Below are 24,374 nucleotides of genomic sequence, written 5' to 3'. Positions count from 1 at the left end.
AAACCGACGCGGATTGCCGCCAGGTGGACAGAAAGTGAACAATCCGGCCTAGCATGACGCCGACTGCCCACAACGACGAGGACATAACGGGCTCTTCATCTTCTGGCCGCTGGTGAAGTCGATCCTGCTGTCCGTCCAGGGCACCGACATTCTGGGCAACCCGAGCGGCTTCGTCGGCTTCGTGAACTACACGCGGATGTTCAGCGACCCGGATTTCCTCCAGGTGCTGTGGGTGACCTTCGCCTTTACGATCCTCACGGTGATCCCGAGCATCGCCATCGCGTTGGTCATCGCTCTCCTGCTCCAGTCCCGCATTCGCGGAGTTCGATTCTTCCGCACCGCCTTCGCCCTGCCGTTCGCGTTCTCGGTGGCGACGGCGTCGGTCATCTTCGGAGTGCTCTTCAATCCGGCATCTGGCGTCCTCAACGGGATCCTGAGTCAGTTCGGGATCGACAAGGTGCAGTGGCTGACCAACCCCGACCTCGCACTCTGGTCGGTGTCGGGTGCGACGGTGTGGATGCAGGTTGGCTACAACCTGCTCGTCCTCTCGGCCGGCCTCGGCGCCCTGCCCGAAGACGTCATGGAGGCCGCGCGTCTCGACGGCGCCTCGGGCCTGCGGCTCCAGCGGTCGATCGTCATGCCACTGCTCACCCCACAGCTGTTCTTCCTCATCGTCGTCGGCACGATCCACTCGCTGCAGAGCTTCGGCCAGATCAAGATCCTCACGGTGGGTGGACCTGAGGACCGGACGACGACGCTCGTCTACTCGATCTATGAGCAGGCCTTCGCCAACAACAACAGCAACTACGGCTATGCGTCCGCTCAGGCGATGGTCCTGCTGCTCATCGTCCTCATCATCACGGCCTTGCAATTCGGAGTCCTCGAAAGGCGGGTGTTCTACCGATGAGCACCGAAACCCCTGTGACCCCCGTGACCCCGAAGCCAAGGACGGCGACTCCTTCGAAGCCAGCCCGCAGCCCGCGCAAGCCGAGCAACATCGGGACCTACCTCATCCTCGGGGTGCTGTTCCTCATCGTGCTCTTCCCGGTCTACTACGGCCTCGTCGGCTCGCTCATGGGCGAACGCGACACCAACAGCTTCCCCCCGGCGCTCTATCCCAAGAACGGCGTCCACCCGGAGAACTACTCCAAGGCGCTCGACATCATCCCGCTCGGCAACCAGTACCTGACGAGCCTCCTGCAGACCCTGGGTATCACGCTCGGCCAGATGGTCACGAGTGCGCTCGCGGCATACGCCTTCGTCTTCCTGAACCTGCGCTGGCGCGGGTTCTGGTTCGCGGTCTTCCTGTCCACGATGATGATCCCGTTCGAGTCGATCATCATCCCGAACTACCTGCTCATCTCGCAGTGGGGACTCAAGGACACGATCGCTGGCCTGACCCTCCCGTTCCTCGCCACGGGCTTCGGGACGTTCCTGCTGCGCCAGTCCTTCCTGTCGTTCCCGATGGAGCTGCGTGATGCAGCGCGAGTCGACGGGGCCGGGCACCTGCGCTTCCTCTTCTCGATCCTGCTGCCACTCAGCCGTCCCAGCCTCGCGGCGCTGGGCATCTGGTCGGCCCTGTCGGCCTGGAACATGTACTTCTGGCCGCTGCTGGCCACCGAGGACCCGAAGCACCAGACGATCCAGATCGGGATCAGCCAGCTCCAGAGCTCTGACTCCGACTCCCCCGGCATGGTGCTCGCCGGCGTCATGCTCGCCCTCTTCCCCACCTTGCTGCTCGTCATCTTTGGGCAGCGATTCATCGTCCGCGGTCTCACCACGGGTGCCGTCAAGTGATGCGCAAAGGAGTGCACAAAATGAAGACAACAAACGCAGGTGGCCCACGACGCAGACTCCGGTATGCCGTGCCGGCCGGTCTGGCGACCGTCTCGCTGTTCCTCGCCGCCTGCGGCGGGGGCGACGGCGGTGGCGGTGGCGGTGGCACGGAGGGCGGCAGTGGCGGGGCACCAGCGGCCGACGTCCTCGACAAGGCGACCGGCGTCACGTCCGTCGCGTTCTGGCACGCGATGGACGGGACCAACGCCGAGGAGCTCAACAAGCTCGTCGCCGCCTTCAACACGGCCAACAAGGGCAAGATCGAGGTCAAGTCGACCTATGCCGGCAAGTACGACGACGCGATCACGAAGTACAAGGCCGCCATCCAGAGCAAGTCGACGCCGGACGTCATCCAGATCTATGACATCGGCAGCCGCTTCATGATCGACGCGAAGCAGACGATCCCGATGCAGTCGTTCATCGACCGCGACAAGCTCGACGTCGCGGACCTCCAGCCCAACATCACCGGCTACTACAGCATCGACGACAAGCTGAACTCGATGCCGTTCAACACCTCCATGCCTGTCCTCTACTACAACAAGACGCTCTTCAAGGAGGCCGGTCTCGACCCCGAGAACCCGCCGCAGGACCTGGCCGCGATTCGCACGGCTGCCGAGAAGCTCTCCAAGAAGGCCGGCGGACCGGCCGACTACGGCTTCGGCGCCGCGATCTATGGCTGGCTCCTCGAGCAGTTCATCGCCACCGACGGCAAGGAGTACTGCGACCAGGGCAACGGCCGTGACGGCAAGGCGACCAAGGTGCTCTTCGACCAGCCCGAGAGCGTCGAGGTCGTGAAGTGGTGGCAGCAGATGGTCAAGGACGGTCTCGCCGCCAACACCGGCCGCGACACCAAGGCTGCGCAGGCGGCCTTCAAGTCGGGCCAGCTCGCCATCACGCTCGAGTCGACCGGTCAGCTCGGCGGCTACAGCAAGGCTGCCAAGGACGGCGGCTGGGAGCTCGGCGCCGCCAACTACCCGCACATCAAGGCCGGCACCGAGGGTGGTCCGATCATCGGTGGCGCCTCGCTCTGGATCAACGGCGAGAGCCATGAGGACGTCAACAAGGAAGCCGCCTGGCGCTTCGTGAAGTTCCTTGCCGAGAAGAAGACCCAGTCGCAGTGGCACATCGGCACCGGCTACTTCCCGATCAGCAAGGGTGCGCTCGACGAGCCGGCTGACGTCGACTACCGCAAGGCCAACCCGCTCTTCGACGTTGCGGTCAAGCAGCTTGAGAGCACGAAGCTGAGCAAGGCCACCCAGGGTTGTCTCCTCGGTGTCATGCCGCAGGCCCGCAAGGCGTCCGAGGACGGCCTCGAGGCCGCGCTCAACGGCACCGACCCGCAGGAGGCGATGACCAAGGCGGCCGAGTCCCTCACCGCTCAGATCAGCCAGTACAACAGCTCGGTGAAGTGACCGACTGAAAGGCGACTTATCGCGCTGCACCTAGCCCGCAACGCCCCGTTCGCCTACACGAGCACGACCGTGACCGACTCGGCCACCGCCCGGCTTCGGCGCCGCCACGATCTACTACCCCACGACCACTGGCACCTATGGCGGTGTCGCGGTCTCACCCGGCTACCCCCGGCCCGGCACCGAGCTCAGCCGTCGACGCCCCCCCAGCTGGGACGCAACGGACCGCGAAACCTGTACGGACGGCATACCGACGTCCCTCCACCATCTCGGATCGCTGCGTCGAGGCCGTTACTCAGCGGGTGATGCGAAGGACCTGACCAGAGGCACCCGGCTCGAAGACGAGGGCGTAGAGCTCACGGTCCTCGTCCTGTCCGAATCCGATGAGCTGGACGTCAAGCGGCCCCTCTCGGAGCTCCACCACCCTGTGCGGCCCCGTCTTGGCGCCAGATGTGGCGAAGAGCCGACCGTGGGCATTGTTCAGCCGTCGCGAGGTGTCGCCGAAGACGTACTGGCCACGCAGGGCGGGGACGCTGCTGCCACGGTAGACATAGCCGCCGATGATCGCCGTGCCGTCATCGTGGTCGTACTGCGCCACCGGGTCGGTGAATGTGGGACTGGTCGTGGTGCGGGCGAACACGAACCCGTCAGAACGTGAACCCTTCAGCTGGAAGCGACTGGGGTCGAAGCGGAACGCTCCTTCGCGGACCCGCCAACCGTAGTTCCCCCCAGAAGTCACCACATTGACTTCCTCGACGTCGTTCTGGCCCACATCCGCCACCCAGGGCTGCCCCGGGCGACCGGCATTCGCGGCGGTGAAGTCGTTGGCGTCGAACGAGAAACGGAACGGGTTACGGAATCCCATCGCGAAGAGCTCACGCAGCTGGCCTGCGGGCTGGCTCGCCGCGAACGGATTGTCGGCGGGGATGCCGTACCGGCCGTTGGCCGAGTTCGTGCCGTTCACGTCAATGCGAAGGACATCACCGAGCGGGTTCGTGGGGTTCTGCCCATTGCCCCGGGCGCCGTGGCCGAACATCGGTTGGTCGTCGAAGTTTGTCTGGCAGTTCTGGTCGTCGGCGCCTCCGCCATCGCCGAACGCAATGTAGAGCTTGCCGTCGGGTCCGAACTTCATGTCACCGGCGTTGTGGTTGGCTTGCGGCTGGTCCACGGTGAACAGGACTCGGCTGGCCGCCAGCGGTTCGAAGGTCAGTGGTCTCGTGGAGGCTGGTTCCCACTCGCGGATCACGTTGCGGTGGTCGGGGACCACCCCGGACAGGTCACACGGCCCCGGAGGGTCGGCCGGCAGCGGGAACGTCGCCGGGACTGCCGGGTTGAAGGCTTCGGACGTGTAGGTGAACAGGCGGCCGTCGGGCGCGAAGGCGGCGCCGAGGAAACCTCGTTCGTCGTCGGGGGCCAGGGGACCCACCAGCACCGCGCTGACGTCGAGCACCGTACGCAGGCGGGCGACCGGCCCCGCGGCGTCGATGTTCAGTTCCTTGAGCTGGCCGACCTGGTCCACCAAATACATCTTGCGGCTCTGTCCGGGTGCTGTGATGCCCGCCAGTGGCGCAGTGACATCACTGGTCACCATCTTCAGACCCACCTGAATGGCACTTCGGGGGATGTCCGGCAGCGGGTCTCCGATCGGTTCGTTACCGGATGCTCGCGCCGGTGCGAGCGCAACGGCCGACGTGGCCGCGGCAACGGCGACAAGGGCCAACAGTGGGCTGATGGGCGAACGGTGGAAGCCGACTTTGCGGGTTGGGACGATGGACATGGCAACTCCTCCACACGGTGCCGAGCGGCGGGGTGTCACTCGGAGTCAGCCGCACCGGGGGCATCGTCCAACCTGCGTTGCTGCCCTTCGCCAAGGATGCGTTCGCGGTGTCGCTGCCCTGCCACGCTCTTCCCCGGAGTCAGGGGTGTCAATTGTCCATAGGTCCTAGTACCCACGGCTGGCGGATTCGCAGAGGGGTGCCGTCCCCGTCTGGGTTTCCTGGGTGTCCTGCGTATCCAGCGTCGCCTGCGTATCCAGCGTCGCCTGCGTATCCGGCGCCGCCTGGGTTTCCGGCGCCCCCTGCGTCTGGCGGACGGACATGACCACAATGGGACATGTGACCGAACTCCTCTCCCGCGATTCCACCCGCGGCCGCCTCACCCTCACGGCCGTCACCCTCGGGTCGGGCATCGCGATCCTCGACGGCTCGGTCGTCAACGTCGCGCTGCGCACCATCGGCACCGAGCTCGACGCATCGCTCGAGCAGCTGCAGTGGGTCATCAATGGCTACATGCTGGCGTTGGCCTCGCTCGTCCTCGTCGGCGGCGCGCTCGGTGACCGGTTCGGCCGTCGAGCGATCTATCTCTGGGGCATGGTGTGGTTTCTCGTCGCGAGCGCGCTCTGTGCCGTGGCCCAGACACCTGGTCAGCTCATCGCGACCCGCGTCCTCCAAGGCATCGGTGCCGCGTTGTTGACGCCCGGAGGGCTGGCCATCATCCAGTCCGTCTTCCGTCGCGAGGACCGAGCTGCAGCGATCGGCACGTGGGCCGGAATGTCCGGGATCGCCGCCGCGATCGGTCCGTTCGTCGGCGGGTGGCTGGTCGACAACGGCGGCTGGCGCTGGATCTTCGCGATCAACGTGCCGCTGTGTGTCGGCGTCATCGCGCTCACGCTGTGGGCCACACCGGAAACACGTGACACCACGCCACGCGCTGAGGGCTCGGGGCACGGGTTCGACCTCCTCGGCGCAGGGCTGACTGTCGTCTCCCTCGGCGCCCTGACCTATGCCCTCACCGCGTCGGCGACGATGAGCCAGGGGCTGCTCGTGGCCGTGGGCGCCCTGGCTGTGGCAGCAGCCGTCGGATTCGTCGTCGTCGAAACGCGCTCCCGCTCACCGCTGGTGCAGCTCTCGCTGTTTGGTGACCGGGTCTTCTCGGCGGCCAACGCGATGACGTTCGTCGTCTATGGCGCGCTCGGCGTCGTCTTCTTCATCCTCGTCCTGCAGCTCCAGGTCTCAGCCGGCTGGTCGGCCCTGTCCGCCGGACTCACCGGCTTGCCGGCAACGGTGGCGCTCATGCTGCTGTCGTCGCGGGCGTCCCAGCTCTCGGCACGCATCGGGCCACGCATCCCCATGGCCGTCGGGCCGCTCGTCTGCGCCGTGGGCGTGCTGCTCCTCCTTCCGGTCGGACGCGATGCCACGTGGTGGACCGTGCTGCCTGGTCTCGTCATCTTTGCGCTCGGCCTTGCGCTCCTCGTCTCCCCACTCACCTCAACCGTGCTCGCGGCTGCGCCCGACCGGTATGCCGGTGTGGCCAGTGGCGTGAACAACGCCGTCGCTCGTGCGGGCTCGCTTCTGGCCGTGGCTGCGCTGCCAGCTCTGGTCGGGTTGTCGGGTGACGACTACCAGGACGCGTCGGCGATGACGTCGGGCTTCCGCGCCTCGATGGTCATCTGCGCGGCCCTCCTGACGGTCGGCGGCGTCGTGAGCTGGTTCGGCCTCGCCAAGACGACCCACCCCCGTCCCTAACTCGCCAATTCCTCCCCTCCGGGACGCGACACACACGGCGTGTCGTGTCCCGGAAGAGGGGAATTGGCGAGTTGGGGACGAGACGAATGTGGAAAAAACTTCCGTCACGGCATACAGAGTTGTAGAGTTTCTCCGATCACCTAGCACCCAGGAGATCGCCGATGATCCGCACGCCCCGCCCGTCCGTTCCTCAGAGCCTCGCGGCTGTCGCAGCCGGCTCGTTGGTGTTCGTGAGCGCCTGCTCGAGCGGCGCCGGCACCGCCCCCGACGTCAAGACGGAACCCGGCAAGGGCGGCGGCACGGCGGTGGTCGCGATGACGAGTGACCCCGACACGCTCATGCCGTGGAAGGCGACCCAGTTCCAGGCCGTCAACGTCCTCGGCAACATCTACGGAACCCTCACCGACTACGACAAGGACCTCGGCACCGTCCCCGGCCTTGCCGAGAAGTGGGAGCCTGCCGCCGATGGGAAGTCGCTCACCCTCACCCTGCGCAAGGGTGTGAAGTTCACCGACGGCAGCGACTTCGACGCGACCGATGCGAAGTTCTCGCTCGACGCCATCCGCGACGAGAAGACGGCGGCCGTCGCCCGCAGCGCCCTCGCCAACGTCACCGATGTCGCGGTCGTCGACCCCGCCACCGTCAAGCTGACCCTCTCGGCACCCGACGCGGCCCTGCCCTCGGGACTGGCCAGCGTCAACATGGCGATGCTCCCGGCCGAGGCCGCCACCCCCGCCACCATGACCGCCCTCGAGACGACCCCGAACGGCACCGGCGCCTTCACCTTCGAGAGCCGCACTCCGTCGCAGTCCGTGAAGCTCAAGCGCAACGACGCCTACTGGGGCGACAAGGCACTGCTCGACGGCGTCGAGTTCCGGGTCATGCCCGACGAGAACGCCATCGTCACGGCACTCAAGTCCGGCAACGTCCACCTCGCCGGCATCAACGACCCGCTCGTCGCCCAGACCGCAGAAGGTGGCGACCTCACCGTCACCAAGACCAAGCAGCTGAGCTATCACGCGCTCCAGCTCAAGGCCACGAGCACGACGAACCCTGCCCTCAAGGACGTCAACGTCCGGCTGGCCATCTCGTGCGCGATCGATCGGCAGCAGGTCCTCGACACCGCGGCCTACGGCGAAGGTGAGGTGACCGGCCCGATCACGGCACCGGAGTTCACGTCGGACGCCGGCGCCCGCCCGTGCCCCAAGCGCGACGTCGCGAAGTCCAAGGACCTCCTCAGCAAGGCCGGCAAGAGCGCCCTCACCATCAAGACGATCGTCAGCCAGGGCGAGTACGCCACGTCGGTCAACGAGGCCCAGAACCTCAAGTCCCAGCTCGCCGAGTCAGGCATCACGCTTGATCTCGAGGTGCTCGACATCGCCGCCTTCGTCAAGCGTTGGGTCGCCGGCGACTTCGAGGCAGCCGTCGCCCTCAACGGTGGTCGCCCGGACCCCGACACGATGTATGGCCGCTACTTCACGAGCGCGGGCAACCTCCAGAAAGTCGCCGGCTACTCCTCGCCCGAGCTCGACGCGCTCTTTGCGCAGGGCAAGGCGACGTCCGACGAGGGCAAGCGCAAGGACATCTATGCGCAGGTCTCGAAGCATCTCGAGGACAACGCCGCATGGGTGTGGCTGTTCACCGGCAACACCTACACGGTCGCGTCGACCAAGGTCGCCGGCTTCACCCCCATGGCCAACAGCAGCCTGCAGTCGCTGCGCACCACGACCATCCAGTGAGCCGGGACTCCCTCCAACTGGCCCGCCGCATCGGATGGCGCGTGCTGGCCGTTGCCGCAACGCTTTTCGGTGTCGCGCTGCTCGTCTTCATCATGCTGCGCGCGATCCCCGGTGACCAGATCACCGCGTCGCTCGGCACCGAGGCGGCCGCGCTGACCCCGGCGCAACAGGCCGCGCTGCGCGCGTACTACGGCATCGACCAGCCGCTCGTCACACAGTTCTTCACTTGGCTGCACGAGCTGCTGTCGGGCAATCTCGGCTTCTCGGTGCGGTCACGCACGAGCGTCGCGTCGTTGACGGCGTCGGCTCTGCCCGTGACACTCGAGCTCGCCCTGCTGTCCATCGTCATCGCACTGCTCATCGGCATCCCGGTGGGCATGCTTGCCGCTGCTGCGCCCAACACGTGGCGCGACGGGGTGGGCCAGGTCATCGCGTTGCTGGGACTGTCGATCCCATCGTTCCTCCTTGCGAGCTTCCTGCTCACCTATGCCGCGTCCGGACTCGGCTTCAACCCCAACGGCCAGCCGTATGCCGCTCCCTGGGACTCGCTATCACTCAACCTTCAGCAGATGGCTCTGCCCGCGCTGACGCTGGGTTTCGGGATCGCCGCACCGATCGCTCGCACGACGCGGACGGCCGTGCTGGCAGTGCGCGATGAGGACTTCGTGCGGACGGCGCGGGCCAAGGGCGTCGGTGAGCGGCTGCTGCGGCGTCGCCACGTCCTGCGCAACGCCCTGCTGCCGGTGACCACGATGACCGGACTGCAGCTGGGCTACCTGTTGGGTGGTGCGGTGGTGGTCGAACAGATCTTTTCGCTGCCCGGGATCGGGCGTCAGGTGCTGCTCGGCATCCAGCAGAAGGACTACGCGGTCGTGCAGAGCACCGTGCTCGTCATCGCGTTGGCCTTCGTCCTCGTCAACGTCATCACCGACCTCGCCTATCGCGTGGTCGACCCGCGGGTGCGTGCGTCATGAGCGAGCGCGGCGACATGAGCGGGCTGACTGTCGACGTCACGTCGGCCCCGACGCGACCGTGGCACCGGTTGCGGCGATCCGTGCCGGGCATCATCGGGCTCGTCATCATGGCGGCGCTCCTCGTCGTGGCCGTCCTGGCGTGGCTCGGCGTCACGCCCTATGACCCGATCGCCCAGGACGCCCCGAACCGGCTCCAGCGACCGTCGGGTGCGCACTGGTTCGGGACCGACCAATTCGGTCGCGACGTCTTCTCACGAGTCGCAGCTGGCCTCGCGAACTCGATGCTCATCGCGGGAGTGGCCGTCGCCCTGTCAGCTGCCCTGGGCACCGCTGCCGGTGTCGTCGCCGGCTACTTCCGGGGCGCGGCGGACGCTGTCGCCGGTGGCGTGGCCAACGTGTTCTTCGCGTTCCCACCGTTGCTGCTCGCCCTGACCCTGGTGTCGGTGCTCGACCGCACCTGGTTCACCGTCGCCCTCGCGATCGCGGTCGTCTATGTGCCGATCTTCTTCCGGGTGGCGCGTGGACCGGTGCTGTCGCTGCGTGAACAGGACTTCGTCCGCGCGGCCGTGAGCACCGGCCAGAACCCGTGGGCCACGATGGCGCTGCATGTGCTGCCCAACATCAGTGGACTCGTCATCGTCCAGACCGCACTGTCCCTGTCATGGGCGGTGCTGACCGAGGCGTCGCTCTCGTTCCTCGGGCTCGGCGCCCCGCCGCCCGCGCCCTCGCTCGGCTCGATGATCTTCGAGGCCCGCAACGTCATCTCCATCGCGAACTGGACGATGATCGCGCCCGGCATCGTCGTCGTGCTGCTCGTGGCCGGGCTCAACCTCCTCGGCGACGGACTGCGCGACGCCTTCGACGTCAAGGGACGTGATTGACATGTCTGAGATGACTGAGATGAATGTCGAAGGCGGCAATTCGATGCGTTGGCTCGGGATGATCTCCGGGACCTCTCTCGACGCGGTGGACGCCGTGGTCATCGAGTTCACTCTGCGCTCCGACGGGGTTCTCGAAGCACGCGTCGTCGGCGGGCGCTCGACGCCCTATCCCCCGGCTCTGCGTGCCCGCCTCGTCACCGCCCTGCCGCCGGGGCCATGCACCGCCCACGAGCTCACCCAGCTCGACACCCTCGTCGGGCAGCACTTCGCTGTGGTGGCGGCTGCGGTCGTCGACGAGCTCGGTCCGGTGGATGCGGTCTCGAGCCACGGTCAGACGACCTATCACTGGGTCGAGGATGGGCACGCACTCGGCACGATGCAGATCGGCCAGCCGGCCTGGATTGCGGAGAGGCTCGGGGTCCCGGTCGTGAGCGATCTGCGGGCCAGGGACGTTGCGGCGCAGGGACATGGCGCCCCGCTCGTGCCCCTCCTCGATGTTCTCGCCCTCGCCGGAGCCAGCGGCGACCACGCATCAGCCGAGGTCGTCGCCGCGCTCAACCTGGGTGGGATCTCCAACCTGACCCGGGTCGAGCCCGCCCTTCCCGCCCATGAGGCAGGCGGTGACGCAGGCACCGGACCGAGCATCACGGCATACGACATCGGTCCGGCGAACGCGCTCGTCGACGCAGTGGTGACCGACCGCGGACTGACACCAGAGGGTTATGACGTCGGCGGCGCGATCGCGGCGAGCGGCACGGTTGACGTCGAGCTGCTCGAGACGCTTCTCGCCGACCCCTATTACGACCTGCCGGCGCCCAAGTCCACGGGCAAGGAGTACTTCCACCTCGACCTCGTCCGCGCCGCCCTCGGCGATCGCGAGCTGGCTGACGCCGACCTCATCGCCACCCTGACCCGCCTCACGGCCGAGGTCGTCGGGCGAGAACTGCTGCGGACCGGGGTCACTCGCGTCCTCGCCTCTGGCGGCGGGTGTGACAACCCGGTGCTCATGCGCGCACTCGCCGAGGCCGCACCCGGCGTGCAGGTCACGACCACCGCCGACCTCGGGATTCCCACGGACCTCAAGGAGGCCTTCGCGTTCGCGCTCATGGGATGGGCGACATGGCACGGGCTGCCCGGCAACGTGCCGGCAGCCACCGGCGCCTCTGGTCCGCGGTTGCTGGGCTCGATCACGCCGGGCGCGACGCCCCTGCACCTGCCCGAACCCTTGACCTCGCTGCCCCACGCCTTCGTGGTGGTGACGTGACGACGCTGCGACCTGCCACCTCTGCGGACCTGCCCGGCATCTCCGACGTCTTCTGGGAGTGTTGGACCCGCTCCTATGCCGCATTCGCACCGGCGCGCGATCTCGCTCGGCTCACACGGACGGATGCCGATCGTCTCTGGGACGGTGTGCTCGAGCGCGGCAGCACTGTGATCGCGGTCGACGAATCCAATGTCGTGACAGGAGTGCTGCGCTTCGAGGTCGACACCGACCGGCTGGCCGTGCACTCGCTCTATGTCCATCCCGAAGCCCAGGGTCAGGGACTCGGCGGCCGCCTGCTCGACGAAGCGGAGGTCGCGGCGGGCGACGTTGCTGGCTCTGACCTCTGGCTCTTCACCGACAACGCAGCTGCCCGGACGTTCTATGGCCGACGCGGCTGGCTGCCGGACGGCGCCTCGCGCGTCGAGAGCGCATTCGGTATGCCGGAGACTCGCCTCACGAGGACCCGTCCCGGACGTGCCGCGCACGTCCTTGTGGGCCGCGGGGTTTGTATCGGTGACGCCGAGCAGCCGCCCGCGGGAGCCGTCGTGGGGTCCTGGTCACCGGACTCGACTGAAGGGACGCGGGTGTGGGCGGCAGGGTCACGGGACACCGCGGGTGGGCCAATGGAGGTCGACACGGTTCACGACCTCGCGTCGGTGACGAAGCTGGTGACGACGTGCGCCCTCATGGCGCTCGTGTCCCAAGGCCGACTTGATCTGGATTGCCCGATCTCACAACATGTCCCGTGGTCGGGTGAGGACCCGACCGTTCGTCAGCTGCTGCAACACCGGGCCGGCCTTCTTCCTTGGCAGCCCTTCCACCACGTCGCTCGACGATCGGCCGATGTCATCGCCCTGGTGCCGCGTCTGCCGCGCGGCGGGCCGGTGGGTTCGGCCTTCGCCTACTCGGATCTGTCCTTCATCACTCTCGGGGCGGTCGTCGAGGCCCTCACCGGTCACCCGCTCGACGTCGCACTCAGTGAGCTGGTCATTCACCCTCTCGGGCTGGGGCTGCACTACCGGCCTCGGTTCGATGCGCAGGGCGATGACCAGGCCGTCGCCGTGTCGGCCCTGGACGAGTCCTGGGAGGAGCGGATGATCGCCACGGGCGAGCCCTATCCGGTTCACGTCGAGCCAGACCCCGCCCTGCCCGTGGTCGTGCGACGGCCCGGGCCCATCCGCGGCAGTGTCCACGACGCCAACGCCTTCCACGCCATGGGTGGCGTCTCCGGTCACGCCGGCCTGTTCGGGACGGTGCCTGACCTCGTGGGGCTGGGGCGGGCCGTGCTCGACACGAGCCACGGGCTCTGGGGCGACGACGAGGTCGAGGAGTTCACGACCCCGGGCCCAGACGCGTTGCAAGGCTTGGGGTTCCGCATCAAACCGCTCCGCCACGGGCGGCTCGCCTGGCACCCCGGCTTCACGGGAACGGCCGTCGGGGTCCGCCTCGACGCCGCGCCCGCAGTCGTCGCCATGTGCACGAACCGGCACCTGCATGACGGCGAACCGGTGCCAACGGATCGCCTGTGGGAACGCGCCCTCCAGGCCGAGCTCCACGATGAGCCGCTCTCTCGTTCCACGCACACGGACTCGCACACGGGCTTGGACTCGGACTCGGACTCGGACTCCAGTCTGCCGAACCGCACGGAGGTGCCCACATGACCACCCATCCCGCGCTGAGTGTCGCCAACCTGCACGTCGGCTTCCGGTCCCGACGCGGTCTGGCACCGGCCGTCCGTGGCGTCTCGTTCGACATCGCACGCGGCGAGACCCTCGCGCTGGTCGGCGAGTCCGGGTCGGGCAAGTCGACGACCGCCGCCGCCGTCAACCGGCTCCTGCCCGACACGGCCGAGATCAGTGCCGGCCGCATCGCGGTCGACGGCCGTGACGTCGCCGAGCTTGCGCCCCGGGAGCTGCAGGCCCTGCGCGGAGCGGGGATCGGGCTCGTCCCGCAGGACCCGATGACCAACCTCAACCCCGTCATGCGCGTCGGAGACCAGATCGCCGAGGCGCTCGAGGTCCACGGGACCTCGACCACCGATGCCCGCAAGCGCACTGTCGACCTGCTCGAGGCTGTCGGCATCGCTGACGCGGAGCAGCGGTCCCGGCAATACCCTCACGAGTTCTCCGGCGGCATGCGCCAGCGCGTTCTCATCGCGATCGGGCTGGCCTGCCGTCCGGCCCTGCTCATCGCCGACGAGCCGACCTCGGCCCTCGACGTGACGATCCAGCGCCGGATCCTGGACCTCCTCGACGAGCTCACCGGCGACCTGGGCACGGCGGTCCTGCTCATCACCCACGACCTCACCCTCGCTGCCGAGCGGGCCGATCGCGTCGCCGTGATGCAGCAGGGCGAGATCGTCGAGATCGGCACTGCTCGCGAGGTCATGCACTCTCCGCAGCACGACTACACGAAGCGCCTCCTCGCGGCCATCCCCGGCACGACGGCGACGCCTCGCCCCGACCTCAGCTCCGAGTCCCCCCTCGACGAGGCCAGGCCATCGCCCCTCGTGGAAGTACGCGACCTGGTGAAGGTCTTCGGAGGTGGGCACACGGCATACACCGCCGTTGATGGGGTGAGCCTCGCGATCCCTCGCGGCAGGACCGTCTCGATCGTCGGCGAATCGGGTTCCGGCAAGTCGACGGTCGCCAACATGCTGCTCGGGCTGGAGGAGCCGACATCGGGTGAGGTGCTCATCGGCGGCCAGGCGCGCGCCACGGGTCGTCGGGCCCTCAAGGCGGTGCGGCGCCAGATCCAGCCGGTGTTCCAGAACCCCTACGCGTCGCTCGATCCGCGCTTCACGGTCGGGCGCAGCATCGCCGAACCCATGGCCGTGCACGGGATCGGGACGAAGCAGACGCGACGGGCGCGCGTCGGCGCGCTGCTCGAACAGGTCGCACTGCCCGCCGAGGTCGCCGACCGGCACCCGCACCAGCTCTCCGGTGGGCAGCGACAGCGCGTCGCCATCGCCCGCGCCCTCTCACTCGAACCCGCCCTCGTCGTCCTCGACGAGGCGGTGTCGGCGCTCGACGTGCTCGTGCAGCAGCAGATCCTCGAGTTGCTCGCCCGGCTGCAGTCCGAGCTCGGGTTGGCCTATCTCTTCATCAGCCACGATCTCGCCGTCGTCCGGATGATCTCCGACGAGGTCCACGTCATGCAACACGGCAGGATCGTCGAATCCGGTTCTCCTGAGACGCTGTTCAGCTCACCCCAGGTGGACTACACCCGCGAGCTGCTCGCCGCCATCCCCAGGGGGGCGTGACTAACTCAGCAGGGACTGGGTGACGAACTCGGCGACCTCGCGGTGCCAGGTCAGCGGATGCCGCAGCATCGCATGCCCGTCACCCTCGACCGGCCGCCACGTGACGTCGGCCCCCTGAGCGCGCAGCCGGTGCGACAGCGCCTCGGTGCGGCGTGGATCGGTGACCCGGTCATCGAGCCCGTGCATCAGCAGGACGCGCAGACCCGGGCGCCCGAAGTCTGGGTCCCTGCCCGTGAGCCAGGGCGCGAGGCCGACGACGGTCGTCACGTCCGGCTCGTTCGCGAGGTGGGTGATGACCCGACCGCCCATGGAGTGACCGATGAGCGCGATCGGCCGCCCGGCATAGCGGCCTCGGATCTCATCAAGAGCCCAGCGCGCATCGATGAGTGGCGTCCGCTCGTCGCCGTTCCACCCGAAGTGGCGGTTCCTGAGCCGGACGACGGCGATGCGGTCGTCGGCCCGCCGCTCGATCGCCTTGGCAAAGGGGCGCATTCGCACGACCGGTCCTTTGAGCCACGACATCGGGTCATGACCGCTCTCTCCTCCGCCGTGCAGGACGAGGGCCACGGCTTCAGCGCCCGGAGGCGTGCTCCCGCGCAGATCAGCGAGGTGGGTCGGTGGTGGTGTCACGCACTGTCACCGGCGGCGAGCTCTGTGAGCATCAGACCTGGGTGTGGTGGAAGTTCTTGAACGAGCGGCTGGCCGTTGGGCCCCGCTGTCCCTGGTAGTGCGAGCCGTATTTCGCTGACCCATAGGGGTTCTCGACCGGGCTGGAGAGGCGGAAGAAGCACAGCTGGCCGACCTTCATCCCCGGCCACAGCTTGATCGGCAGGGTCGCGACGTTGCTCAGCTCGAGCGTCACGTGCCCCGAGAAGCCCGGGTCCACGAAGCCAGCCGTCGCGTGGGTGAGCAGTCCGAGTCGGCCCAGGCTGGACTTGCCCTCGACCCGCGCGGCGATGTCGTCGGGCAGGGTCACGGTCTCGTAGATCGAGCCCAGGACGAACTCGCCCGGGTGCAGCACGAACGGCTCGTCCGGCTCGACCTCGATCAGGCGCGTGAGGTCGGGCTGGTCCTCGCGCGGGTCGATGTAGGGGTACTTGTGATTGTCGAACAACCGGAAGTAGCGGTCGAGCCGCACGTCGATGCTGCTGGGTTGGATCATCTCGGGATCCCAAGGATCGAGGACGACCCTTTGGGAGTCGACCTCGGCCTTGATGTCTCTGTCGCTGAGCAGCACCCGCCAAATCTAGCCTTGATCCCCGAACTCGTGGGCGTCGGCCGGGATGAGCCGGGTCGACAGGGCCACTAGCCCGAGCAGTGCCACGGCCACGACGAGGACGACGAGGTATGCCGGCCGGAACAGATCCACGGGGACGCGCCCCTCCTGTGCGCTGGCCACCTGGAAGAACAGCGTGCCGATGGCAGCAGCTCCGACGGCATTCGCGAGCTGGGTGGTCGTGTTGAACAGACCCGAGGCCGAGCCCGCGTGGCGGCCCTCGACCTTGGCGAGTCCCAGCGGTGCGATGGAGGAGACCATGAACCCGAAGCCCAGGCCGACGACCGCGAAGGTCGCGGCGAACACCCAGTAGCTCGTGGTGGTTGTCGCATCGCTCACCACGAGGGCGAGGAGGCCGAGCCCGGCGGCCATGACGACGGCGCCCATGAGGAGCACCTGCCGACCCATGCGCTGCAGGAGAACCGCTGCGCCGGTGCCGGCGCCGAGCGTCGCCGTGATCGCGAACGGGATGTTGACGAGTCCCGCCTTGAGGACCGACCACTCCAGCCCGATCTGGAGATACAACGTGGTCGACAGGAAGTAGCCGGCACAGACGACGAAGAGCAAGGAGCCCACGAGAGTGGCACCGCGGAAGCCGCGACCGGCATACAGCGAGGTCGTGACGAGCGGCTCGGCGCCGCCCGACTCGACGCGACGCTGGGACTTCAGGAAGACGGCGAGCACGAGCAGACCGCCGGCCATCACGGCATACGTCCACATGGGCCAACCGAGCTCGTGGCCCATGGTCAACGGGTAGAGAACACCGAGCAGACCGACCGCGAGGATGAGGACGGAGCGCACGTTGATGCTCACGGGGTGCTCGGAGCGTGACTCGGGGATGAAGCGCAGTGCCGCGATGAGCGCGACCACACCGATGGGGATGTTGACGAGGAAGACCGCGCGCCATCCGCTGATGTCGGTGAGCACGGCGCCGAGGATCGGGCCGGCGACGCTGGCGAGACCGGCCAGACCGGAGAAGATGCCCATCGCCTTGCCACGCTCGGACGGTGCATACATCACTTGGATGCTCGTGAGGACCTGCGGCACCATCGCGGCTGCGGCGATGCCCTGGATGGCACGGAAGGCGACAAGCAGCTCGATGTTGCCGGCGAATCCGCATGCTGCCGACGCGAAGGTGAAGCCGACCAGCCCGGCGATGAAGAGGCGCTTGCGGCCGTAGCGGTCCCCCATCCGCGCACCGGCGATGAGCGCGATGCCGAACGCGAGCGGGTAGGCCGCGACGACCCACTGGAGCATCGCCGCGCTCGCACCGAGGGAGCGCTCGATGGTCGGGAGGGCGACGTTGACGATGGTGACGTCGATGAGCTCCATCGTCGAGGCGAGGAGCAGGCTGACGAGAGCGAGCGTGCGCGCCCGTCCAGAAATCGGGGTATGCCGCTCGCTCACCTCTGTTTCGTTGGTCCGGTCGGTCGTGGGGTCTGCTGCCGTGGCTTCGGCTGTTGTGGTGTCCATGTCGACGACGCTAGAAGTGCTACCGGTCACTTTCTGACCGCTATTCCTGTCAGTCTTGATTCATGGCCAACACGAGCTCTCGCACCCTTCGGTTGCTCTCACTCCTCCAGACCCATCGGTTCTGGCCGGGGGTGGAGCTGGCCTCTCGCCTCGACGTCTCCGACCGCACGTTGCGGCGCGACATCGACCGGCTGCGCGAGCTCGGCTACCCGGTGACGTCGTCGCGCGGCGTCGAGGGCGGCTACCAGTTGGGGTCGGGCGGGTCGATGCCTCCGCTGGTCGTCGACGAGGACGAGGCGATCGCGATGGTGGTCGCGTTGGGCCAGACCGCATCGGCACAGTCAGGTGCGTTGGCCGACTCGACGCTGTCCGCACTGTCGAAGGTCGTCCAGGTGTTGCCGACAAGGTTGCGCCGACGGGCGGAAGCCTTGCGGGCTGCCACGGTCGACTCGCCGTTCGCGGAGGCGCCCGAGGTCGAGGCGTCGGTGCTCGGAGCCATCGCCCAAGCAATTCGCGACTCAGAGCGAATTCGGTTCTCCTACACCGCTCGTGGCGGGGTCGCGGCGGGCGAGCTCGCTCGGCGTCACGTCGAGCCGCACCAGCTGGTGACCGTGGGGCGTCGGTGGTATTTGTTGGCGTTCGACCTCGAGCGATCGGACTGGCGGTCGTTCCGGCTCGATCGGCTCACGGACCCGCTTGGCACGAAGTCCCTGTTCCGGAGGCGCGAGATCCCAGGAGGTGACGCGGCGGCATACGTGCGCTCAGGTCTCTCCGGACGTGTCCAGGGACACCGGCTGGTCACGGTGGTCGAGGCTTCTGCCGCTGACGTCGAGAAGCGCATCGGCCGGTGGACGACGGTGGAGGACCTCGGCGAGGGTCGCTGCCGAGTGACGGGCGAAGCGCGCGACATCGGGTTCCTGCTGCTCGGGATGGGCCTGGTGGGGGCGCCATTCACGATCGAGGAGGCAGGGCCGGAGGTGCGCGAGGCGATGGCGTCATGGGCGGCGCGATTCGCGGCCGCGGGTGAGGACGGGGACTCGGGTGGGGGCTCCAGCACGGCTGCGACGGTGGGTTAAACTCACGTCCGCGCCCTCAATGTCGGGGGCGCTTGCCGGTGTAGCTCAATGGTAGAGCGCCAGCTTCCCAAGCTGGACACGCGAGTTCGATTCTCGTCACCGGCTCCACACAAAACCGCAGGTCAGCAGGGGTTTTTGAGCCCTTCGGACTGACGTGGGTGTGAGCACAAGACGCAAACGTGCCAGATCGTGCCAAATGCGCGGGTCAGACAAGACCCCACCGCAGGAGCACCGCATGTCCTCTAAGCGCCAGTTCGGCAATATTCGCAAGCTGCCTTCAACCCGGTTCCAGGCTCGTTACACAGGCCCTCACGGCGAAGTCATCAAGGCCGCAAAGACCTTCGTCTCTGCTCGAGACGCTGACCGCTGGCTTACCTTGGAGCACGCTCGGCTCCTCGGCGGAGGCTGGCAGGATCCGAACGCAGGTCATGTGCTCCTCCGGGACTTCGCGGAGGACTGGCTGGCGGCGCACACCGGCCTGAAGCCGAAGACACGGGCGTTGTATCGCGGTCTGATGACACGATTCATCACACAGCCTTCCGTGCGAGCCACAGCCACCACAACGTGCCCCGATCTGGGCGAACACCAGATGAGGGACATCACTTCTGGCCACGTGGATCGGTGGTTCAGGTGGGTCATGGAGGCGTCCGAGGAAGCCTCGTCGAGGCGGAGTTCCATCACCGTTGGAAGCGCTCGTTGGCGTCAGGCGCTGCGGTCCTGGGCCCGCGCTAAGGGGCATGACATTTCTGACACCGGGCGCATCCCCCGCCGCGTCTACGACGCTTGGGCAGCTGCCGGTTCGCCGGAGTTGACCGGCACCGCACGTGTCTCAGTTGATCCGGGGCGGGCACAGACGGCCAACGCTTACCGGATGCTGAGCGCTGTCATGGCATCGGCCGTCGACGCTGGCCTCATCCCTGCGAACCCCTGCAAGGTACGAGGGGGTGCAACCTCCTCATCATCGACGACTCATCCCGCGACGCCGGAGGAACTGAGCCTCATCGCGCTGGCAATGCCCGAGCGGTACCGAGTCGCAGTGTTGGTGGCGGCCTTCGGAGCTTTGCGGGCCGGAGAGGTCTTCGGCTTGGCCCGCCGCCATCTCGATCTGGCACGAGGGACGATCGAGATCGAACGGGCACTGACCTACGTCCCAGGAACCGGTCGCAGCTTCGGGTCACCCAAGTCATCCGCTGGACGGCGAAGCATCCACCTCCCTCGCCCCGTCTTGGACGCGCTGGAACTCCATGTCACCGAGTACGTCGCACCTGGACCGGACGCCCTCCTCTTCCCAACCAGTCGAGGGACCGCCCTCCACAGTTCCAACCGCTCAGCGATCTTCAGGCGCGCAGCCATTGCTGCGGGTCGGCCCGACCTGAGGTTCCACGACCTGCGACACACCGGTGCCACTCTCGCAGCGCAGCACGGCGCGAGTTTGCCCGATCTGATGAGGCGGCTCGGACACTCAACCGCCCGGGCCTCGCTCATCTACCTGCACTCAACCGAGGCCGCCGACAAGGCCCTCGCTTCCCGGCTCTCGGAGGCGTTCATGACTCCCGCCGGATGAGCACTCGACGTTAAGGGTGGCCAACACCCACGGTGCTTCCTGTCCAGGCCGCCCGGCCTAACAAGGACACCAACAGGAAGGCGGCTCCCGACATGGAGTCATCATCAACACGCTCGTCCTCATCATCATCCGGCAAGCACGATTCACCGCCTCTGCACGAGATGCGCAAGCTCAACGACGATCCCGTCTTTGAGTACTGGCAGGCCGCGACGTACATGAACGTCAAGGAGGGCTACCTCCGCGACCTCACAAAGCAGAGGCGCATCGAGACCGTGAAGATCGGCGGGTTGGTGCGCATCCGCCTGTCGGAGTGCGAGCGCATTCTCCACGAGGGGACGCGCCCGGCCACTCGGCCCCTCGCCCGCGGCCGGTTCAACTGACGTGAGTGCGTCAGGCACGGACCGGTCGGGTGTGAACCGGCCGGTCCGTGCGCCTCGGGTCTCCCCTGCGGGGCACGCTGACAAAAGCGTCACAACGTCGGCGGCAACTAACAGGAGGCGCACGTACCCAGATATTGCGCACCTGCCGACACCGAGAGTGGACACGGTCGCTCTACGAGCCGGCATCTCACACGCATCCTTCGGTCGCACCGTAAGACTCGCCCGTTCCTCCGGACACAAGGGAGTGCTGGAGTTGGAAGGAGGCGTGCGCCTGCGTTTGGACCGAGGGCGGGGGCGACCGGAAGGCCTCCTCGAATTCTCCGTTCCTCGTCTCCTCATGGGCACCAACTCTGTTGCCGCTCAGCTCGATGAGGTCTTGCCGGCAGCGCAGCAGGCTTGGCAGCATGCCTCCGATCTAGTCACGTGGGATGGGACGCCGGACGCCGCCGCGCTCATGAGGTTGGACCTCGTCAGGGACTTCACCGCGCCCAGAGGGGTCGCCGCTCCACACTTGGCTGGATTGAGTCGCATCGCTGCTCAAAGAGCCAAGACCACGGCACATCACGCATCTGACGGTCCAGGGGTCGAAACGGTCTATCGCAAGACGATGCGCTGGCAAACTCGCGCCTACCTGCGCGATGCGATCCCGTCATTTGAGGCGCCACGTCTGGCCAGTGCCGAGACCGTCCGCTTCGAACTGCAGATGCGCAGTCGAGCGCTCCGCGAGAATGGCATCGCGACCCTGCAAGACCTGACCGCCCCCGATCTAACGATGCTGACCTGGCGCCACTTCCAGCGATCGCGCTTCAACGTGCCAGTTGGCGACCCAGAGGCCAAGTTGCGCCGAGTCATGGACGAGACAACGGAGCTGTCCGCTAGCGACAGGCGGGGGTTGCTTGGACAGCTCCAGCTCGATGCGATCGGGTGGGCGTGCCCTGCGAAGGACAAGACCGTCCAGAAGTATCGACGGCTGGCCGCTCAGTCTGGCCTGACGCCCGCAGATGTGTTGCAGGGCGTCATCGCCGACCACTGCCCCCTCCGACATCTGGACTACGAGAAGGGCTCGCTCCGAACGCTCTCGCCTGCCGCCTAGTGGCGGTTTTGGCGGGGGTCAACGCGCACGCGCGCGCGAGCTTGCTCCTGCGCTCACCCGTCCACAGAGCCGGGCGGTTCACAACCGGCCTCCAACAGGAGGCTTAGCACTTCCTCCAATTGGACGTAGCGCAGCGGCAGGTCCGCTTCGTCTCGGGCGAGCACTCGAAGAACGGCCGTTCTCGCAGCTTCGAAGATCTCCAGGACGAGCGCTGCGGTATCTAGGGGCACCTTCAGATCAGGTCCGATGCGTGCCCCGTCTGCCCGAAACCGCTCCCGACGATGGAGCTCTCCGAAGCCCTCCTTCGCTAGGAAGCGCACGAGCGAGATCTCAAACCGTTCGGCGTCCGCTCCGTACCTAGCGCCCACCAACGAGCCGAGGTGACGCTCATCAACCCAGGCAATCGGGTCGTCATTATCCACCGCGTCGGACACAAACGGAGGCTATGCCTGACCACCGACAGGCAGACCTTACGAAAAGGGTTCCCTTTTCGTAATTTCTGACCGACAGTGAAGCCATGCCATCCCTCCGCAAGTCGCGCAAGCGCCCACTGGCGCTTGCCTACGTCCGCGTCTCGACGGCTGAGCAGGCGACCGAGGGGGCGAGCTTGGATGCTCAACGATCAGCCCTCGAAGCCGAGACGAAGCGTCGAGGGTGGGACATGGAAGTGGTGGCAGATGAGGGTTACAGCGCGAAGGATCTCAAGCGGCCGGGCCTGACGGACGCGCTCGACCGACTAGATCGGGGGGAGGCCGACGCCTTAATCGCAATTCGACTGGATCGAGTGTCTCGTTCGGTCGCCGACTTTGCCGGCCTCCTGTCACGTGCCAAACGCAAGCAGTGGCGCATGGTGCTCCTCTCGCCAAACCTCGACACCGAGGACGCTGCAGGGAAGTTCACGGCTCATGTGCTTGCTGCAGCCGCCGAGTACGAGCGCGACTTGATCGGGGCCAGGACTCGCGAGGGCATGGCCCAACGACGGGCGGACGGGGTCCACGTCGGGCGGCCGCGCGCCCTCTCCGAAGCTGTGGTTTCGCGCATCCTCACGGAGAGGGCTCAGGGTGGGACCTTGCGTTCGATCGCCGAGGGTCTCACCGCCGACGGGATCCCAACCGCACGGGGGGCCTCTTCGTGGTCTACGTCGACGGTCCAAGGCGTTTTGGCCTCCTCGACTGCGCGGAGACTCTCGATCGCGCGATAGTCCCACATTGAGCATCCCGCGCGGCAGGGTGCAGCCTGTCCACTCGACGGGGCGGCAACGGTCGACCCATCGAGCTGCGGCTGTTACCGCACATGCCGATGAGCGGTAGATGGGCTTCCTGCTTGTACGAGGCTCCAGACCCACGCGGAGTCTCGCGACCCAACTCTTTGGCACCCTGGTCAGCAGCCTCACCGACGTCCCCGGAACATGGTCAAGCCTCACCGAGAGCTTGCGCCACGACATAGTCGCCGCCAACGACTACCGCGACCGACTGCTACCCGCTGGGCACCAGTTTCTTGGATTGACCGAGGCCTTCACTCGAGCCCTCGTAGCGCCTACGGCCGAAGTAGAGCGGCAGATCCGATGGGTCCACCTCCGCGAGACCCGCGTGGGCGAGCGAAGGCGAGGACCACCCGGCCTACGCCGTCAAAGACGCACTGCCCAACCTCTGACTCCTTGGCCAGTCGTCGACAAGCCGCCCAGTGCACACCCTCGCGCCAAGGCGTTACCTAGGGGTGCAAGCGTGTCGTCGCACGACGAAACGCCCCCACCTCCGAAGAGGTGGGGTGGTTTCAGTCAGTTGCCTCGGCACAGGCCAAGAGTGCCCGGTGCGCCCTTCGGGAGGCCGTAGTACTTCCATGAGTCCGCTGCGGTCTGGACCTGGGAGTCGACTTGGCCCTCCAGCGGATCCATGTCATTGAGCCCGCTGGCCGCACAGGCTGACCGGGCGTGGTCGAGCGCGCCCGTGGTGTTCGTGCTGCCGACCGTCCCAGGTGGGCCTTTGATCTCGCCAGCCTGAGCGGAGCCGGCGCTGATCGTGAACCCCGCGAACGTGCAGAGCAACACTGCGAGTGATCGCTTCACTGCTTTTCCCTTCTTTGAGGGTGCCCTCTGCGGCACCGTCTCTCATGGTCTTCCTCGTGCCCGACCCGGCATATGACGTGAACGGGCCACCTGTCATGAGCCGGGTGGGCCAACCCTTTCCCTCCTTCGCGGCTGACCTTGGCAACGCCATAACTCCGTAAGCCCCCGACTCCGACCAGGTGGGGTGTGGTGGCGTCCAGGGCGAGTGAGGCGGCGAGCCGTTTTGCGTGCGTGCAGAACCTCGCTCGATTTGGAAAGCCACTCCCCACAGTCAGCAGGATCTAGCGTCTTGGTCGGGCACTGACGCTGGCCGAGCGGTTGGCCTCGAAACCCGCCGCACGCAGCCGATTTCGCCCGTGAAGGCGTCGGTGGTTGAACCGGTCGACGTAGTTCGCTAGAGCGATCTCGACATCGCGCATTGACTTCTGGGCGCCCCTGCCTCAGGCAATAAAAGAGCGAGCAGTAGATCTCGCAGGTCGGTCACGGGCGTCAGTGTGTCAGCCGTCCGGCAATGGGTCCTCGCTCTGGCCCAGAGATCGATCCCGAACGTCCGGACAT

21 protein-coding genes and 1 tRNA gene are annotated in these 24,374 nt (G+C 67.1%); 16 read left to right on the top strand and 6 right to left on the bottom strand.

What is annotated here, in order from left to right; translation table 11 throughout:
• Nucleotides 1–112: 112 nt before the first annotated feature.
• The 3 genes from V6K52_RS01960 to V6K52_RS01950 are packed head-to-tail and all read left to right on the top strand — an operon-like array spanning nt 113 to nt 3,248.
• The gene (locus tag V6K52_RS01960; RefSeq protein WP_353952230.1) at nt 113–907 is read left to right on the top strand and encodes a sugar ABC transporter permease; all 795 of its coding nucleotides are present in this window, start codon (nt 113–115) and stop codon (nt 905–907) included.
• Nucleotides 904–1,797, top strand: a complete 894-nt coding sequence (locus V6K52_RS01955; protein WP_353952229.1) for a carbohydrate ABC transporter permease — start codon at nt 904–906, stop codon at nt 1,795–1,797. Before V6K52_RS01960 ends, V6K52_RS01955 begins: the two co-directional genes overlap by 4 nt.
• 20 nt (nt 1,798–1,817) lie before the next feature.
• A complete protein-coding gene (locus V6K52_RS01950; RefSeq protein ID WP_353952228.1) occupies nt 1,818–3,248 on the top strand; it encodes an ABC transporter substrate-binding protein in 1,431 nt (476 codons plus the stop codon).
• 292 nt (nt 3,249–3,540) lie between these two features.
• Here the strand turns inward: V6K52_RS01950 and V6K52_RS01945 are convergent, their stop codons facing one another.
• Nucleotides 3,541–5,022 carry a PQQ-dependent sugar dehydrogenase gene (locus tag V6K52_RS01945; RefSeq protein ID WP_353952227.1) on the bottom strand — a complete coding sequence of 494 codons (1,482 nt, stop codon included), beginning with the start codon at nt 5,020–5,022 and terminating at the stop codon, nt 3,541–3,543.
• A 328-nt stretch (nt 5,023–5,350) separates the two neighbouring features.
• On the opposite strand from V6K52_RS01945, the gene V6K52_RS01940 reads away from it, so the two are divergent.
• The 7 genes from V6K52_RS01940 (at nt 5,351) to V6K52_RS01910 (ending at nt 14,889) form a co-directional block, all read left to right on the top strand.
• Nucleotides 5,351–6,769: an MFS transporter gene (locus V6K52_RS01940; RefSeq protein WP_353953842.1), complete on the top strand. Its 1,419-nt coding sequence runs from the start codon at nt 5,351–5,353 to the stop codon at nt 6,767–6,769.
• Between the two features lie 161 nt (nt 6,770–6,930).
• On the top strand, nt 6,931–8,508 hold the full coding sequence (locus V6K52_RS01935; protein ID WP_353952226.1) for an ABC transporter substrate-binding protein: 1,578 nt from the start codon (nt 6,931–6,933) through the stop codon (nt 8,506–8,508).
• Nucleotides 8,505–9,482 carry an ABC transporter permease gene (locus tag V6K52_RS01930; protein ID WP_353952225.1) on the top strand — a complete coding sequence of 326 codons (978 nt, stop codon included), beginning with the start codon at nt 8,505–8,507 and terminating at the stop codon, nt 9,480–9,482. Before V6K52_RS01935 ends, V6K52_RS01930 begins: the two co-directional genes overlap by 4 nt.
• A complete protein-coding gene (locus V6K52_RS01925) occupies nt 9,479–10,363 on the top strand; it encodes an ABC transporter permease (RefSeq protein ID WP_353952224.1) in 885 nt (294 codons plus the stop codon). Before V6K52_RS01930 ends, V6K52_RS01925 begins: the two co-directional genes overlap by 4 nt.
• Nucleotide 10,364: 1 nt before the next feature.
• Nucleotides 10,365–11,627: an anhydro-N-acetylmuramic acid kinase gene (locus V6K52_RS01920; protein ID WP_353952223.1), complete on the top strand. Its 1,263-nt coding sequence runs from the start codon at nt 10,365–10,367 to the stop codon at nt 11,625–11,627.
• On the top strand, nt 11,624–13,288 hold the full coding sequence (locus V6K52_RS01915; protein ID WP_353952222.1) for a GNAT family N-acetyltransferase: 1,665 nt from the start codon (nt 11,624–11,626) through the stop codon (nt 13,286–13,288). Before V6K52_RS01920 ends, V6K52_RS01915 begins: the two co-directional genes overlap by 4 nt.
• Nucleotides 13,285–14,889 carry an ABC transporter ATP-binding protein gene (locus V6K52_RS01910; RefSeq protein ID WP_353952221.1) on the top strand — a complete coding sequence of 535 codons (1,605 nt, stop codon included), beginning with the start codon at nt 13,285–13,287 and terminating at the stop codon, nt 14,887–14,889. Before V6K52_RS01915 ends, V6K52_RS01910 begins: the two co-directional genes overlap by 4 nt.
• Here the strand turns inward: V6K52_RS01910 and V6K52_RS01905 are convergent, their stop codons facing one another.
• From V6K52_RS01905 to V6K52_RS01895, 3 genes are read right to left on the bottom strand one after another with little or no spacing between them, the layout of a single operon-like run.
• Complete coding sequence (locus tag V6K52_RS01905; RefSeq protein ID WP_353952220.1) at nt 14,890–15,519, bottom strand: alpha/beta fold hydrolase; 630 nt, start codon at nt 15,517–15,519, stop codon at nt 14,890–14,892.
• Nucleotides 15,520–15,550: 31 nt separating this feature from the next.
• Nucleotides 15,551–16,126 (bottom strand): dCTP deaminase, encoded by a 576-nt coding sequence (gene dcd / locus V6K52_RS01900; RefSeq protein ID WP_353952219.1) that lies wholly within the window; start codon nt 16,124–16,126, stop codon nt 15,551–15,553.
• A 9-nt stretch (nt 16,127–16,135) separates the two neighbouring features.
• Entirely contained in the window at nt 16,136–17,638 is a 1,503-nt protein-coding gene (locus tag V6K52_RS01895) for an MFS transporter (RefSeq protein ID WP_353952218.1), read from the bottom strand.
• Between the two features lie 62 nt (nt 17,639–17,700).
• Between V6K52_RS01895 and V6K52_RS01890 the strand changes: the two genes are divergently transcribed.
• The 5 genes from V6K52_RS01890 to V6K52_RS01870 all read left to right on the top strand — a co-directional run bounded on the left by V6K52_RS01890 (nt 17,701) and on the right by V6K52_RS01870 (nt 21,751).
• Nucleotides 17,701–18,714: a WYL domain-containing protein gene (locus tag V6K52_RS01890; protein WP_353952217.1), complete on the top strand. Its 1,014-nt coding sequence runs from the start codon at nt 17,701–17,703 to the stop codon at nt 18,712–18,714.
• 34 nt (nt 18,715–18,748) lie between these two features.
• A tRNA-Gly gene (locus V6K52_RS01885) sits at nt 18,749–18,822 on the top strand.
• Between the two features lie 904 nt (nt 18,823–19,726).
• Nucleotides 19,727–20,278 (top strand): site-specific integrase, encoded by a 552-nt coding sequence (locus V6K52_RS01880; protein ID WP_353952216.1) that lies wholly within the window; start codon nt 19,727–19,729, stop codon nt 20,276–20,278.
• Nucleotides 20,279–20,439: 161 nt separating this feature from the next.
• A complete protein-coding gene (locus V6K52_RS01875; protein ID WP_353952215.1) occupies nt 20,440–20,658 on the top strand; it encodes an excisionase family DNA-binding protein in 219 nt (72 codons plus the stop codon).
• 337 nt (nt 20,659–20,995) lie between these two features.
• Nucleotides 20,996–21,751, top strand: coding sequence for a hypothetical protein (locus V6K52_RS01870; RefSeq protein ID WP_353952214.1), 756 nt, complete (start codon nt 20,996–20,998; stop codon nt 21,749–21,751).
• A gap of 53 nt (nt 21,752–21,804) precedes the next feature.
• Here V6K52_RS01870 and V6K52_RS01865 read toward each other — a convergent pair whose 3' ends face one another.
• Complete coding sequence (locus tag V6K52_RS01865) at nt 21,805–22,185, bottom strand: hypothetical protein (RefSeq protein WP_353952213.1); 381 nt, start codon at nt 22,183–22,185, stop codon at nt 21,805–21,807.
• Between the two features lie 83 nt (nt 22,186–22,268).
• On the opposite strand from V6K52_RS01865, the gene V6K52_RS01860 reads away from it, so the two are divergent.
• Nucleotides 22,269–22,952 (top strand): recombinase family protein, encoded by a 684-nt coding sequence (locus V6K52_RS01860; RefSeq protein ID WP_353952212.1) that lies wholly within the window; start codon nt 22,269–22,271, stop codon nt 22,950–22,952.
• 576 nt (nt 22,953–23,528) lie between these two features.
• Here V6K52_RS01860 and V6K52_RS01855 read toward each other — a convergent pair.
• Nucleotides 23,529–23,816: a hypothetical protein gene (locus tag V6K52_RS01855; RefSeq protein WP_353952211.1), complete on the bottom strand. Its 288-nt coding sequence runs from the start codon at nt 23,814–23,816 to the stop codon at nt 23,529–23,531.
• Between the last annotated feature and the right edge of the window lie 558 nt (nt 23,817–24,374).

The sequence above is a fragment of the Knoellia sp. S7-12 genome (genome assembly GCF_040518285.1).
Lineage (GTDB): Bacteria > Actinomycetota > Actinomycetes > Actinomycetales > Dermatophilaceae > Knoellia.
Note: the sequence above shows the minus strand (reverse complement) of the source record. Positions and strands in the feature narration are given on the sequence as shown.